The following is a 13,726-nucleotide window of genomic DNA, read 5'->3' on the forward strand; positions in this document are numbered from 1 at the left end:
CCCCGGAGCCATCCGAAGCGCAGCCCCACCGGGGCGAGCATCGGAATGGCGCAGGGCAGCCTCGGCGGCTAAAGAACCCTGACATCCGCAAGCTCGAAGCCCCTCCCCATATCCCCAACACCAAAAGCCAAACCAAAACTCCCTACACGCCAGCGTCCACCGCCGCCAGGATCTTCCCGAACAACGCATCCGCATGTGCCGAATCCAGCCAGCGCACGATCACCACCATCTGCCGCTCCGGCTCCACCCAGGTAAACGAGCTACCCGCCCCCACGCCAAAGAAGCTGGAAGCCGGCACGCTCGGGAACACGCGGCCTTCATGATTCAGCCAGATCAAATAGCCGTAATACGGCGCGATCGCGCATGGCGTGCGCATATCCCGGATCCACTCGCTGGACAGGATGCGGCGGCCGTTGGCCATACCGTCGTTCAGCAGCATCTGGCCGATCAGCGCCTGGTCGCGGGCGCTGATGGACATGCCGCCGCCCCAGTGCGAGCCGCCCGGCACGGACGGCATGCGCTGGCCGTCGATCTCGACCCAGGCGTTGTCGTAGCCCACCCATTGCCAGTTTTCGCTGGCGCCGATGGGCCGCGTGACGGCTTCGCGGAAGACCTCGGGCAAGGGTTTGCGGAACAGGTGCAGCAGCGCATACGACAGCTGGTTGATGCGCACGTCGTTGTATTCCCAGTACGTGCCGGGACGCTGCAAGGGCCGGGCCTCGCCCTTCTTGCCGTCCGGCGGCACGCCAAAGGTGACGGCGCGGTAGCGGTCGGCCTGGTCGGATACGCCGAAGCGTTCGCCTTCCCATTCGCTGGTCTGTTGCAGCAGATGACGCCAGGTGATGTCGGCGTTCTGCCCTTCGTCGAAACCGATGCCGCGCACACGCTTGCCCACGGGTTCGTCCACGTCCGGCAGCAAGCCGCGATCATGGGCCACGCCGGCCAGGATTGCCAGATAGAGCTTGGCCACGCTGAACGTCAAGTCGGCGCGCTCGGGCTCGCCCCAGGACGCGATAGTCTCGCCGCGCACGGTGACCACGCCGGACACGGGGCCGCGGTCGTGGATCGGGCCGAGCAGGCGGTTCCAGGGCGGCGGATCGTTCAGGTGCACGCCGAAGTTGCCTTTGACGCTGCGGTCCCAGGCGGATTCGTGGTCGTTGGCGAACTGGATCGCCTGCTGCATGAGTGTGTTCATTGTTTCCCTCGTTATGTGTGTGTCTCAGGCCGGGGCGCTTGCGCGCGCGCCAGCCAGGAATTCCATTGCCGCCTGCACGCCGCCCGAGCGATGGGGCACGCCTGCGGCGGCCAAGCCCATTTCCACGCCGGCCAAGGTGCCGCACAGCGTCAGGTCGTTGAAGTGACCCAGGTGGCCGATGCGGAACACGCGGTCGGTCAGCTTGCCCAGGCCCTGCCCCAGCGACATGTCGAAGCGTTCCAGCACCACCTTGCGGAAGGCGTCGGCGCTGTGGCCTTGCGGCATGATCGCCGCGCTCAGGGCCGGGCTGTGCGCGGCCGGGTCCAGGCTCAGCAGTTCCAGCCCCCAGCCGGCCAGGGCCAGGCGCGTGGCCTGGGCGTGGCGCTGGTGGCGCGCGAAGACTTGCGGCAGGCCCTCTTCGCGCAGCATGGCCAGGGCCTCGTGCAAGCCGTAGAGCAAATTGGTCGAAGGCGTGTACGGAAAGTAGCCGCGGGCGTTGGCAGCGAGCATTTCGCGCCAGTCCCAGTACGAACGCGGCAGCTTCGCCTGGTGGGCCGCGGCCAGGGCGCGTGCGCTGACGGCGTTGAAGGCCAGACCCGGCGGCAGCATCAGGCCCTTTTGCGAACCGGCCACGGTCACGTCCACGCCCCATTCGTCGTGGCGGTAGTCGATGGAGCCCAGCGACGAGATGGTGTCCACCATCAGCAGCGCCGGATGCGCGGCGCCGTCAATCGCGGCGCGCACGGCCGCAATGTCGCTGGTCACGCCGGTAGAGGTTTCGTTATGCACCACGCACACGGCCTTGATCTCACGTTCCTTGTCTTCGGCCAGGCGGGCGGCGATGGCCGCCGCGTCCACCGGGTGGCGCCAGTCGCCTTCCAGGAAATCCACTTCCAGGCCCAACCGCCCCGCCAGCTTGCGCCACAGGCTGGCGAAATGGCCGGTCTCGACCATCAGCACGCGGTCGCCGGGCGACAGGGTATTGACCAGCGCGGCCTCCCAGGCGCCGGTGCCGGACGACGGGAAGATCACCACCGGCGACTGTGCCTGGAACACCTGTTTGATGCCTTCCAGCACCGCCAGGCCCAACGCGCCGAACTCCGGTCCGCGATGGTCGATGGTGGGCTGGTCGATGGCGCGCAGCACGCGGTCGGGCACGTTGGTCGGCCCCGGAATCTGCAGGAAATGCCGGCCGGACGGATGACTGTTCAGGGTAAGCATGCGTAGTCCCAAAGTGGAATATTTTTGTATACCAACAAAAGGCGCCAAGCAAACAAGCAGGGGTTGCCCGGCATGCGGACTTGCGGCATGCGTCACTCTATCCCATTGTTTTTACGTTAATAACCTAGGGTATACACCCATCGGGCGATACGGAACTACAGGTTTATAGTCTCGCAAAACACGGGGAATTTTTGTATACCAATGAGCAGCATTTCCAGCCTGATGCCTGATTCCGGCGCCGCCAGCGTGGCTGCCGAAACCGCGCCGCCGACTGCGGCCCGCGGCGCAGGCAACGGCCGCACCCTGCCGGCCACGGTGGCCGGGCAATTGCGCGAGCGCATCATCCAGGGTGAATTCCCGCCCGGCACTCGCCTGAACGAGCGCACCCTTTGCGACCTGCTGGGCGTGTCCCGCACGCCCTTGCGCGAAGCCTTTCGCGTGCTGGCCGCCGAAGGGCTGGTGCAGATCGAGCCGAACCGCGGCGCGCAGGTAGTGGCGCTGTCGGAGGCGAACATCCGCGAGGCCTTCGAGGTCATAGGCGGGCTGGAAGCCATGTCCTGCCGGCTGGCCTGCGAACGGGCCACGGACACCGAGATCGCCGAGATCCGCGCGCTGACCTACGAAATGATGGCCAGCCACGCGCGCCACGACCTGCCGACCTACTTCCAGACCAATCGCGCGATCCACGAACGCATCAGCCTGGCCGCGCACAACAGCCTGCTCAAGCAGCTGTACGACGCCCAGAATGCGCGCATCCAGAATCTGCGCTTCGTTTCGAACGAGAACCGCCAGAAATGGGATCTGGCGATGCGCGAGCACATCGAGATGGCCGAGGCCCTGGACGCGCGCGACGCCGACCGGCTGGCCGGCATCATGCGCCAGCACTTGCAGCGCAAGTGCGAGGCAGCGTTGAAGACCCTGGCCCAACCGCCCGCGGCAGTGGCCGATTCGGGCTGACGCCCCCTCTTGCGCAAGCAGGACAGCGGGCCGAGCCGCCCGCATGAATAGAAGATGTCAGATACGCAGTACGTGCAGTGACTTCCACAGGAGCCTCACCATGACTGATTTCCGCATCACCCCCGCAGCATCCGCGCCGACCCGGCGCAGCCCCATCCCCCTCAAGGCCCTGGCCGCCGCCCTGCTGGCCTGCGCCACGCTGGCGGCCCAGCCGGCGCTGGCCGGCAAGAAGGACGACACGCTGCGCATGGCCTACGACCAGGCGCCCGAGAGCGTGGACCCCTACTACAACAACGTGCGGATCGGCGTCATCATCGCCGCCAACGTCTGGGACACCCTGCTCTACCGCGATCCGGTCACCAACGAATACAAGGGCCAGCTCGCCAAGAGCTGGAAGCAGGTCGACGACAAGACCATGGAATTCGAACTGCGCCAAGGCGTCAAATTCCATAACGGCGAAGAGTTCGACGCGGACTCGGTGGTGTACACACTGAACTACGTGGCGGATCCGAAGAACAAGGCCGTGACGCAGCAGAACGTGGCCTGGATCGACAAGGTCGAGAAGATCGACAAGTACAAGGTGCGCCTGATCACCAAGGAGCCCTTCCCGGGCGCCAAGGAGTATCTGTCCACCACCGCCGCCATCCATCCGGCCAAGTACTACCAGGAAGTCGGCCCCAAGGGCATGAACGCCAAGCCGGTGGGCTCGGGGCCCTACAAGGTGGTGGACTACCAACCGGGCAAGTCCATCACGCTGGAGCGCAATGCCGACTACTTCAAGGATTCGCCCAAGGCCCAGCCCAAGATCGGCAAGGTGGTGATCCGCTTCATCCCTGACCGCCAGACGCAGATGGCCGAAGTCATCTCGGGCGGCGAGGACCTGATCATGAGCGTGCCCAAGGACCAGGCCGAACAGCTGGGCGGCATGCCCTCGCTGCAGATGGTCACCGGCAACACCATGCGCATCGTCTTCATGCAGATGAACATCCAGGAAGGCACGCCGGCGCCACAGCTGAAGGACGAACGCGTGCGCCGCGCCATCATCCACGCGATCGACCGCGAGTCCATGCTGAAGAACATCGTGGGCGAAGGCGGCGGCCTCATCAACACCATCTGCACGCCTTCGCAGACGGGCTGCACGCAGGAAGGCGCGCCAGTCTACAAGTACGATCCGGCCCAGGCCAAGAAGCTGCTGGCGGAAGCCGGCTACCCCAACGGCTTCGACATCGACCTGGTGGCCTACCGCGAGCGCAACCAGACCGAAGCCATCATCAACTACCTGCAGGCGGTGGGCATCCGCGCCAAGCTCAACTTCCTGCAGTATGCCGCCATGCGCGACATGATCCGCGCCAACAAGGCCTCGCTCACGCACCAGACTTGGGGCTCCAACCTGGTCAACGACGTGTCCGCCTCCACGCCGGTGTACTTCGCCTTCGGCAACGACGATGTCACCCGCGACCCGCAGGTGCGCGACCTGCTCACCAAGGGCGACCGCACCATCGACAGCGCCGCGCGCAACGCCGCCTACAAGCAGGCGCTGGACCTGATCGCGCAGAAGGCCTACGCGGTGCCGTTGTGGACCTTGCCTGCCTACTACGTAGCCACCAAGGACGTGAACTTCAAGCCCTATTCGGACGAACTGGTGCGCTTCTGGGACATGAGCTGGAAGTAAGGCGCGGCCCCGCGCCGGCCCGGCATCGCGCCGGGCCGGCGTGAGTCCAACGAAGAGGAAGCCCTATGCTGTATTTCACGATCAGGCGCCTGGGCCTGGCGGTGCTGGTGGCGCTGACGGTCTCGATCCTGGCGTTCCTGCTGCTGCACCTGTCCGGCGACCCGGCGCTGGCCCTGGCCGGCGAAGGCGCGCGCCAGGCCGACATCGACATGATCCGCAAGACCTACGGCCTGGACCGGCCGCTGGCGGTGCAGTATGCGGACTGGCTCTGGCACATCCTGCAGGGCGACTTCGGCACCTCGGTGTATTTCAAGACCGAGGCCGGGCCGCTGATCCTCTCCAAGCTCAAGACCACGCTCCTGCTGGGCATGGGCGCGCTGGCCTTCGCGCTGCTGATCTCGATCCCGCTAGGCGTGCTGGCCGCGCTGTACAAGGGCAGCCTGATCGACCGCATCTGCCTGGCGGTCGCCGTGCTGGGGCAGGCGCTGCCCAACTTCTTCTTCGCGCTGATCCTGATCATGCTGTTCTCGATCTCGCTGCGCATCCTGCCGGTGTCGGGCAGCGGCAGCTGGCAGCATTTCGTCATGCCGGCGATCGCACTGGGCTATTACGTCGCGCCCGCCTTCATGCGCCTGATACGCGCCGGCATGATCGAGGTCCTGGCCGCCGACTACATCCGCACCGCCCGCGCCAAGGGCCTGCCGGCGCGCAAGATCGTCTTCAAGCACGCGCTGCGCAACGCCATCGTGCCGGTGGTGGCGCTGGCCGCGGTGCAGCTGGGCTACCTGCTGGGCGGCTCGGTCGTCATCGAAACCATTTTCGCGCTGGACGGCCTGGGCTACCTGGCCTACCAGAGCATCACCTACAAGGACTATCCCGTGATGCAGCTGATCGTGCTGCTGCTGTCGGTGCTCTACGTGCTGCTGACCCTGGCGGCCGATATCGCCAACGCGTGGCTCGACCCGCGCATCCGGGTGTCCTGACATGAATACCCCTACCCTGACCCCGTCCGCTCCCGGCGTCCAGCCCCCGCTGGAACTGTCGGCGTCCGCCCTGCGCTGGCGACGGCTGCGCCGCAACAAGGCGCTGCTGGCCGGCGGCGGCATCCTGCTCGTCATCGTGCTGATCGCGCTGTTGGCGCCCTGGATCTCGCCGCATGATCCCTATTTCCAGGACCTGGCCTACCGCACCGCGCCGCCGGTCTGGTATGCCAAAGGCACCTGGCTGCATCCGCTGGGCACCGACCAGCTCGGCCGCGACTATATGTCACGCCTGTTCTACGGCGCGCGCATCTCGCTCTTGATCGGCATCAGCGTGGCGCTGATCTCGGGCCTGATCGGCACGGCCATGGGCATGGCGGCCGGCTATTTCGGCGGCAAGGTCGACATGGCGGTGTCCTTCCTGATCACTACCCGTTTGTCCATGCCCGTGATCCTGGTGGCGCTGGCCACCGTCGCCATCGTCGGCGGCTCGCTGTGGGTGGTGATCCTGGTGCTAGGGCTGCTCAAGTGGGACCGCTACGCGGTGGTGATGCGCAGCGCCACGCAGCAGGTGCGCTCGCTGGAATACGTGGCGGCGGCGCAAGCCGCGGGCGCCTCCACCTGGCGCATCGTCTGGGGCGAAGTGCTGCCCAACGTGGTGCCGCAGCTGATCGTGATCGCCACGCTGGAAGCCGCCAGCGCCATCCTGCTGGAAGCGTCGCTGTCCTTCCTGGGCCTGGGCGTGCAGCCGCCGCTGCCGTCCTGGGGCCTGATGATCTCGGAGGCCAAGGCCTATATGTTCTTCTCGTTCTGGCTGATAGCCATCCCCGGATCGGCGCTGGCCTTGCTGATCTTCGCGATCAACCTGGCCGGCGACGGGCTGCATCAACTCCTGACGCCTGAAGAGAGGGGCTGAGCATGAGCGACACGGACATCGTGCTGGACGTGCAAGGTCTGACCGTCGACATCGCCACGCCGCGCGGCGCCCTGCACGCGGTGCGCGACGTGTCGTTCCAGGTCCGGCGCGGCGAAACGCTATGCCTGGTGGGGGAATCCGGCTGCGGCAAGTCCATGACTTCGCTGGCCATCATGGGCCTCCTGCCCAAGGCCGCGCAGCGCAGCACCCGCCGGCTGTCGGTACTGGGCGAAGACCTGTCGGCCGCGCGCGGGCGGCGCATCAACGCGCTGCGCGGCAGCAAGATGGCCATGATCTTCCAGGAACCGATGACGGCGCTCAACCCTGCCTACGCCATCGGCGAGCAGTTGACCGAACACTACATCCACCATTGCAAAGCCAGCGCGCAGCAGGCGCGCGACCGCGCGGTCGAGCTGCTGGAGAAGGTCGGCATCGCCTCGGCCGGGCAACGGTTGACCCAATACCCGCACCAGCTGTCGGGCGGCCTGCGCCAGCGCGTGATGATCGCCATGGCGTTGATGTGCGGCCCGGAACTGCTGATCGCCGACGAGCCCAGCACCGCGCTGGACGTCACCATCCAGGCGCAGATCCTGCGGCTGCTGGCCGACCTGCAGGCCGAACTGGGTATCGCCATGGTGCTGATCACCCACGATCTGGGCGTGGTCGCGCGCATCGCGCGCCAGGTCGCGGTGATGTATGCCGGACAGATCGTCGAGGAAGGACCGGTGGCGGAACTGTTCGCGTTGCCGCGCCATCCCTACACCCAGGGGCTCTTGGGCTGTATTCCCGTGCCCGGGCGCACGCCGCCCGGCGAGGCGCTGGGCACCATACCCGGCGTGGTGCCGGCGCTGGTGGGCGAGTTGCAAGGCTGCGCCTTCCGCGACCGCTGCCCACATGCCCAGCCGCAATGCCGCGATGAGGTGCCCGTGCATGGTGCCGCGTCCGGCCAACAATGGCGCTGCATCCTCGAATCCGAAGGAGTCCCGGCATGAGTTCCTTGCTGCAAGCCGAGGCCGTCAGCAGGCAGTTCTCCATCCGCTCGGGCATGTTCCGGCCGCGCAGCACCCTGCATGCGGTCAATGGCGTGGACCTGGCGGTGGAGCGCGGCGCGGTGCTGGGCATCGTGGGCGAATCCGGTTGCGGCAAATCGACGCTGGCCCGCATGCTGCTGGGCCTGACGCCGCCGACCGAAGGCGCGATCCGCCTGGACGGGCAGGACATACGCAGCCTCGGCCGGCGCGCCCTGGCGCGCCGCGTCCAGCCGATCTTCCAGGATCCGTATTCTTCGCTGAATCCGCGCCGCTCCATCGCCTCCATCGTGTCGCTGCCGCTGGAAGTGCATGGCATCGCCAATCCCAAGCAGCAGAAAGCCATCGAAATGCTGGAACGCGTCGGCCTGCCGCCACGGCTGGCCCACAACACGCCGGGCCAGTTGTCCGGCGGGCAGCGCCAACGCGTCGCCATCGCACGCGCGCTGGTGATGCATCCCGAGATCGTCATCTGCGACGAGCCGACCTCGGCGCTGGACGTCTCGGTGCAGGCCCAGATCATGAATCTGCTGATGGACCTGCGGCGCGAATTCAATCTGACCTACGTCTTCATCAGCCACAACCTGGCGGTGGTCGAGCACATCGCCACCCATGTGGCGGTGATGTATCTGGGCCGGGTAGTCGAATCCGCCGCTACCGCGCAGCTGTTCCATGACCCATGCCATCCCTACACGCAGGCGCTGCTGGCCTCGGTGCTGACGCCCGAACCGGGCCTGGGCATCCCCGACATGGGGCTGGGCCTGTCGTTCCCGGACCCGTTGCGCCCGCCTCCCGGCTGCCCCTTCCATCCGCGCTGCCAACAGGCCATGGCGCAATGCAAGACCGAGCGCCCGGCGTTGATCCGGCGCGAGCAATCCGTGGTGGCCTGCCACCTCTATCCCCCTACCCCCAACGGAGTCCAGCCATCATGACCCGCGCACAAGCCATCGCCCAGGCGGAACAGTGTTTTGATTCCGGCGCGTTCCGCGCCCTGCTGGCGCGCCGCCTGGCACAGCCCACGGAGAGCCAGAATCCGGCGCGCGCGCCCGAACTCGCCGCCTATCTGGAAGCCGAGATCCGGCCCGCCTTCGAGGCGCTGGGATTTACCTGCCGCACGCTCACGCACCCGAAGGCGCTGGCGCCGTTCCTGTACGCCGAACGCATCGAGGATCCGGCCCTGCCCACCGTGCTGGGCTACGGCCATGGCGACGTCATCCGCGGCCTGGAAAAGGAATGGAAGGAAGGCCTGTCGCCCTGGGCGCTGACCGAAGCCGAGGGCCGCTGGTACGGCCGCGGCATCGCCGACAACAAAGGCCAGCACAGCATCAACATGGAAGCGCTGCGGCTGGTGCTGGAAACGCGCGGCAAGCTGGGCTTCAACGCCAAGTACCTGATCGAGATGGGCGAGGAAACCGGCTCCATGGGCCTGCGCGACCTGTGCGAGGAACATCGCGCGATGCTGGCGGCGGACCTGCTCATCGCCTCGGACGGGCCGCGGCTGAGCGCCGAACGCCCCACCATCTTTCTGGGCGCGCGCGGCAGCCTGAACTTCGACCTGAGCATCGAGGCCCGCGCGGGCGGCCACCACTCGGGCAACTGGGGCGGCCTGATTTCCAACCCCGGCATCCAGCTGGCCCATGCGATCTCCACGCTGGTCTCGCCCACCGGCCAGATCCGCATCCCCGAATGGGTGCCGCGCGAGCTGCCCGACGCAGTGCGGCGCGCCCTGGCCGACTGCCAGGTGGACGGCGGCGCCGACGGTCCCGAGATCGAACCCTGGTGGGGCGAACCGGGCCTGTCGCCCGCCGAGCGCGTGTTCGGCTGGTGCTCGTTCGAGGTCCTGGCCTACAAGACCGGAAACCCCGACACCCCCGTCAACGCCATTCCGCCGCGCGCCTGGGTGCGTTGCCAGTTGCGCTTCGTGGTGGGCGTGGACCCGGACGACCTGGTCCCGGCCCTGCGCCGACACCTGGACCGCCAGGGCTTCCCGATGGTCCAGATAACGTTGACGCGCGAGAACATGTTCCGCGCCACCCGCATCGACCCGGACGACGCCTGGGTGCGCTGGGCGGTGGATTCGCTGGAACGCACCTCTGGCGCCAAGACCGCCGTGCTGCCCAACCTGGGCGGCTCCCTGCCCAACGACATCTTCACCGACGTGCTGGGCCTGCGCACGATCTGGGTGCCACATTCCTATCCTGGCTGCTCCCAGCACGCGCCGAACGAACACCTGCCGCCGGCCTTGCTGCGGCAGGCGTTGAGCCTGATGACGGGACTGTATTGGGACTTGGGCGCGGGCGGCACGCCGGCATTGACGCGCTGAGACGCGACGCCAGGGCCTGTGCAAGTTCAAAAGGAACTTGCGCCGCCCCTAAGGCTTGCCGGACTGCCCCAGTCGCGCCCGCAGGAAATCGATGAAGCGCCGCACCTTGGCGCTGACGTGGCGGGTGTCGGGATAGACCGCGTAAACCTCCTGGCGCGGCAAGGTGTACGAGGGCAGCACGCGTTGCAGTACACCCCGCGCCAGCGGTTCTTGCAGCAACCAATCAGGCAGCGCGGCCACTCCGCATCCCGCTACGGCAAACGCCAGCAGCGCCGAAGCCGTATCGGCCTGCGCCACCGGCGCCACGCGCAGTTCATGCTCGCGGCCCTTGCCGTCCGTCAGCCGCCAGCGGTCACTGCGCCCCGGCCTGTTGGCCAGCCACGGCAACGCCGCCAGCGCCTGCGGCGTGCGCGGCATGCCGTGCTGGGCCAGCAGCGCGGGACTGGCCACAAGCCATAACCTGAACTGGCCAATCCGCGTGGCGCGGTAGCTGGAGTCTTCCAGCGCCCCCACCCGGATCGCCAGGTCCAGCCGCTCCGCGATCAGGTCCGCATGCGCCGAACCGGCGCGGTAGCTGACCCGCAGGGCGGGATGCTCGCGCGCATACGCCGCCAGCGCCGGCGCCACCACCAGGTTGCCGTAATCCACCGACGCCGTGACCCGCAGGCTGCCCGATAAGGCCGCCTGCCCGGAACGCGCCTCGTCCACGGCGGTCTCGGCCTCGCGCAGCAGGCGGGCGCAATGGCCGTAAAAGCCTTCGCCCGCCTCGGTCAGGGCCAGCCGCCGAGTGCTGCGTGTCAGCAGCGCCACGCCCAGTTCCTGTTCCAGCTGCTTGATATTGAAGCTGACCACCGCCTTGGTCGTGCCCAGCGCATCGGCCGCCGCCGTGAACGAACCGGCCTCGACCACCGCCGCATACATCGCCAGACGATTCAGATTGATCATGGAAGGCCGCTACGAATTGTCAAAAAAACACGAACAGTATATCTATTCATAAGGCATTTTTTGCGAACGACAGGACTCCTAGAATGACGCTCCCTCTCTGGAATCCAACCCCATGCCCGACCTTTCCTCGCACTGCCAGCGCCTGGCGCTCGACGCCCATACCCGCATCGAACAATGGATAGGCACACCCGACGCACCGGACAGCCAACTGGCCGATCTGCTGGAGAACTTTGCGCCTGGCTTCAGCATGATCGCGGCCGACGGACAGCGCCTGTCCGCCACGGCCTTGCCCGCCCTGTTCGCCAGCCTGCGCGGCGCGCGCCCAGGCTTGAAGATCGATATCGACGAGCTGGCCGTGCTGCATGTCGACACGGCTTCGGTCTTGCTGAGCTACCGCGAGCGCCATGCCTGGAGCGCCGGCGCCACCCAGCGGCGCGCCACCGTCCTGTTCACGGTTCAGGCCGGCGGCCAGCCAAAATGGGCGCATCTGCAAGAGACCTGGGCCTGAGGATTGAACAGACTGGGACGGCCTCGAGGCCAAAAAAAAGCCTCCGGCTAGGAGGCTTGTCGTTGTCGTTTGCGTATCCCGTCCAATAGCAGATCGGCAATGAATTCCGCCAGGACCAATTGCCGCGCCGCATCCGGCGTCTGCCGCGTGAACCGTTCGATGATGCCCATCAGCGATTGGGCGAACCAGTCGGACGGTATGTCATCGCGGAACAAGCCGGCCTGCTGCTCGGCGCCCACGTTGCCGGCGATCATCGCCACCAGTTCGTCCTTCAGCGCCTCGGCCTCGGCGGCCTGGAAGAAGCCGATGCGCGTCAGGTTGGGATCTTCCTGCAGGATGGCGAGCAGGCCGCTTACGCTCTGGCGCAGACGCCCGGCCAGTTCGGCGCCTTGCAGATCATCGGGCAAGCGCGCCTGGCCGATGGCCTGCCGCAAGCGCTGGGCGAACAAACCCACCAGTTCGTCGTAGGCCGCCTGCTTGCTGGCGAAGTATTGATAGAAGACAGGTTGGGTCACGCCGGCCCGGGCGACGATGTCGCTGATCCGGGTATGCTGGAATCCGCGTTCCGCGAATTCCGCCGCCGCGACTTCCAGAAGTTGAGCCCGTGTGCGTTCACCCTTGGTGAGACGCTTGTCTTGCGGTAAAGAAGTAGGTCGTGCCGTAATCATCGCGAGAAAATACTACCCTTCGGCGCTTTTAGCCACTGGTTTTACCCACGGCTTCCAGCACGGATACAACCATTGCAATGTCATATCCAAAGTACTGGCCTGCTGTTGTCGCCATCGCCGTCGCCAGCCTGGTCTCGGGTTGCGTGCCCTACCCGGTCTACAAGACCATGCAGCCCGACGCCCGCGCCACGGTGCTGGACGAAAAATCCCATCCATTGGCCGATGCCCGGGTCGTGTTGATCAGCAGCACCTTTCCCTATGGGCGGGAACAGTTCCGCAATGAAACCCGCAGCGCGGCCGACGGCGGCGCCACCTTCGAGGCCTTGCGGGAATGGCGTGCCGAATCCATGGTGATCCACGGTTCGCAGGTCTACTTCTGGAACTGGTGCGTGGAAAAAGCGGGCTACGAGACCTACATGACCCTGGACCGCGACGCCGCGTATTTCAAGGACAAGCCGCAAATCACCCTGCGCCCCGGCGAGTCGCATTCCTGCAACAACTGGCCCGACCGGCAGGCGTCGCCCGCGTCGCGCTGAAATCAGTTGAAATCTCGGTAGCGCTTGAGACACTTTATGGCAACGGCCAGGCAGTAAAGTAGGAATACCGGCCCGGGCCAGGCGTTGCGCCTGCCCCGAGACGGATCAGGAGCAAGATCATGAAGCGGTTTTCTGGCCTTATGGCCATCGTCGCGGCGCTGTCATTGGCCATGGCAAGCGCGCCTGCCATGGCTGGCGGGCGTGGCGGCGGTTATTGGGGCGGCGGCCATGGCGGCGGATATCACGGTGGCGGATACCACGGCGGATATCACAATTACCATGGCGGCAGCAGCAGTTCCGACGGCTGGTGGATAGGCGGCGCGTTCGCGCTGGCCACCATAGGCCTGCTGCTGGCGGCGGATTCCGGGCCTTCCTACACCCAGGCAGGCGTCTACTCGTCGGGCGTGGGCTACACCAGCCCGCCGGTCTACGCGGCCCCCGTCTACAACGCGCCGGTCTATGAGGCGCCGCCCGTCTATGCCGCGCCACAGCCCCAGTACGAGCCGGTGCAATACGAATCCGTACCGCCGGTCAACAGCGCGCAGGCCAACGCCACCGTGGACTGCCAGCGCTGGGCCATGAACCAGAGCGGCTATGACCCGGCCACCATCACGCAATGGACCACCCAGGTCATGGTGGATTCCTACAACCGCGCGCTCGATTCCTGCATGACCAGCCGCGGCTATCGCGCGCACTGAAGCGCGATTCCGGGTATTCCCGCTTGTCCCGCCGCGCCGGCCTGCACACACTGCATGCCGGCGCGCCTCATTGGAAGGC

At 66.5% G+C, this 13,726-nt stretch carries 14 protein-coding genes; 10 read left to right on the plus strand and 4 right to left on the minus strand.

Annotated elements, in window-relative coordinates; all coding sequences use genetic code 11:
• Nucleotides 1-142 precede the first annotated feature (142 nt).
• Both AC6LKD_RS14215 and AC6LKD_RS14220 read right to left on the minus strand, forming a co-directional pair.
• Nucleotides 143-1,195, minus strand: a complete 1,053-nt coding sequence (locus tag AC6LKD_RS14215; protein ID WP_013394208.1) for a serine hydrolase domain-containing protein — start codon at nt 1,193-1,195, stop codon at nt 143-145.
• 24 nt (nt 1,196-1,219) lie between these two features.
• Complete coding sequence (locus AC6LKD_RS14220) at nt 1,220-2,416, minus strand: pyridoxal-phosphate-dependent aminotransferase family protein (RefSeq protein WP_498116570.1); 1,197 nt, start codon at nt 2,414-2,416, stop codon at nt 1,220-1,222.
• 222 nt (nt 2,417-2,638) lie between these two features.
• Between AC6LKD_RS14220 and AC6LKD_RS14225 the strand changes: the two genes are divergently transcribed.
• The 7 genes from AC6LKD_RS14225 to AC6LKD_RS14255 all read left to right on the plus strand — a co-directional run bounded on the left by AC6LKD_RS14225 (nt 2,639) and on the right by AC6LKD_RS14255 (nt 10,292).
• On the plus strand, nt 2,639-3,373 hold the full coding sequence (locus AC6LKD_RS14225; RefSeq protein WP_413772874.1) for a GntR family transcriptional regulator: 735 nt from the start codon (nt 2,639-2,641) through the stop codon (nt 3,371-3,373).
• 100 nt (nt 3,374-3,473) lie between these two features.
• The gene (locus AC6LKD_RS14230; protein WP_492276129.1) at nt 3,474-5,045 is read left to right on the plus strand and encodes an ABC transporter substrate-binding protein; all 1,572 of its coding nucleotides are present in this window, start codon (nt 3,474-3,476) and stop codon (nt 5,043-5,045) included.
• Nucleotides 5,046-5,110: 65 nt separating this feature from the next.
• A complete protein-coding gene (locus tag AC6LKD_RS14235; protein ID WP_013394212.1) occupies nt 5,111-6,028 on the plus strand; it encodes an ABC transporter permease in 918 nt (305 codons plus the stop codon).
• A 1-nt stretch (nt 6,029) separates the two neighbouring features.
• Entirely contained in the window at nt 6,030-6,941 is a 912-nt protein-coding gene (locus AC6LKD_RS14240; protein WP_013394213.1) for an ABC transporter permease, read from the plus strand.
• 2 nt (nt 6,942-6,943) lie between these two features.
• Nucleotides 6,944-7,933 (plus strand): ABC transporter ATP-binding protein, encoded by a 990-nt coding sequence (locus AC6LKD_RS14245; protein WP_498116571.1) that lies wholly within the window; start codon nt 6,944-6,946, stop codon nt 7,931-7,933.
• Nucleotides 7,930-8,901, plus strand: a complete 972-nt coding sequence (locus tag AC6LKD_RS14250; RefSeq protein WP_498116572.1) for an ABC transporter ATP-binding protein — start codon at nt 7,930-7,932, stop codon at nt 8,899-8,901. The genes AC6LKD_RS14245 and AC6LKD_RS14250 overlap by 4 nt, the downstream gene beginning before the upstream one ends.
• The gene (locus AC6LKD_RS14255) at nt 8,898-10,292 is read left to right on the plus strand and encodes a M20 family metallopeptidase (RefSeq protein WP_498116573.1); all 1,395 of its coding nucleotides are present in this window, start codon (nt 8,898-8,900) and stop codon (nt 10,290-10,292) included. The genes AC6LKD_RS14250 and AC6LKD_RS14255 overlap by 4 nt, the downstream gene beginning before the upstream one ends.
• Before the next feature lie 48 nt (nt 10,293-10,340).
• On the opposite strand, the gene AC6LKD_RS14260 is transcribed toward AC6LKD_RS14255, so the two are convergent.
• Nucleotides 10,341-11,237 (minus strand): LysR family transcriptional regulator, encoded by an 897-nt coding sequence (locus tag AC6LKD_RS14260; RefSeq protein WP_498116574.1) that lies wholly within the window; start codon nt 11,235-11,237, stop codon nt 10,341-10,343.
• Between the two features lie 112 nt (nt 11,238-11,349).
• Between AC6LKD_RS14260 and AC6LKD_RS14265 the strand changes: the two genes are divergently transcribed.
• Nucleotides 11,350-11,745 carry a hypothetical protein gene (locus AC6LKD_RS14265; protein WP_498116575.1) on the plus strand — a complete coding sequence of 132 codons (396 nt, stop codon included), beginning with the start codon at nt 11,350-11,352 and terminating at the stop codon, nt 11,743-11,745.
• Nucleotides 11,746-11,792: 47 nt separating this feature from the next.
• Here the strand turns inward: AC6LKD_RS14265 and AC6LKD_RS14270 are convergent, their stop codons facing one another.
• Nucleotides 11,793-12,413, minus strand: coding sequence for a TetR/AcrR family transcriptional regulator (locus AC6LKD_RS14270; protein WP_013394219.1), 621 nt, complete (start codon nt 12,411-12,413; stop codon nt 11,793-11,795).
• Between the two features lie 77 nt (nt 12,414-12,490).
• On the opposite strand from AC6LKD_RS14270, the gene AC6LKD_RS14275 reads away from it, so the two are divergent.
• Together AC6LKD_RS14275 and AC6LKD_RS14280 are read left to right on the plus strand one after the other, a co-directional pair.
• A complete protein-coding gene (locus tag AC6LKD_RS14275) occupies nt 12,491-12,949 on the plus strand; it encodes a carboxypeptidase regulatory-like domain-containing protein (RefSeq protein ID WP_498116576.1) in 459 nt (152 codons plus the stop codon).
• A gap of 119 nt (nt 12,950-13,068) precedes the next feature.
• A complete protein-coding gene (locus AC6LKD_RS14280; protein WP_498116577.1) occupies nt 13,069-13,647 on the plus strand; it encodes a hypothetical protein in 579 nt (192 codons plus the stop codon).
• Nucleotides 13,648-13,726 lie beyond the last annotated feature (79 nt).

The organism is Achromobacter sp. D7-1 (assembly GCF_059760445.1).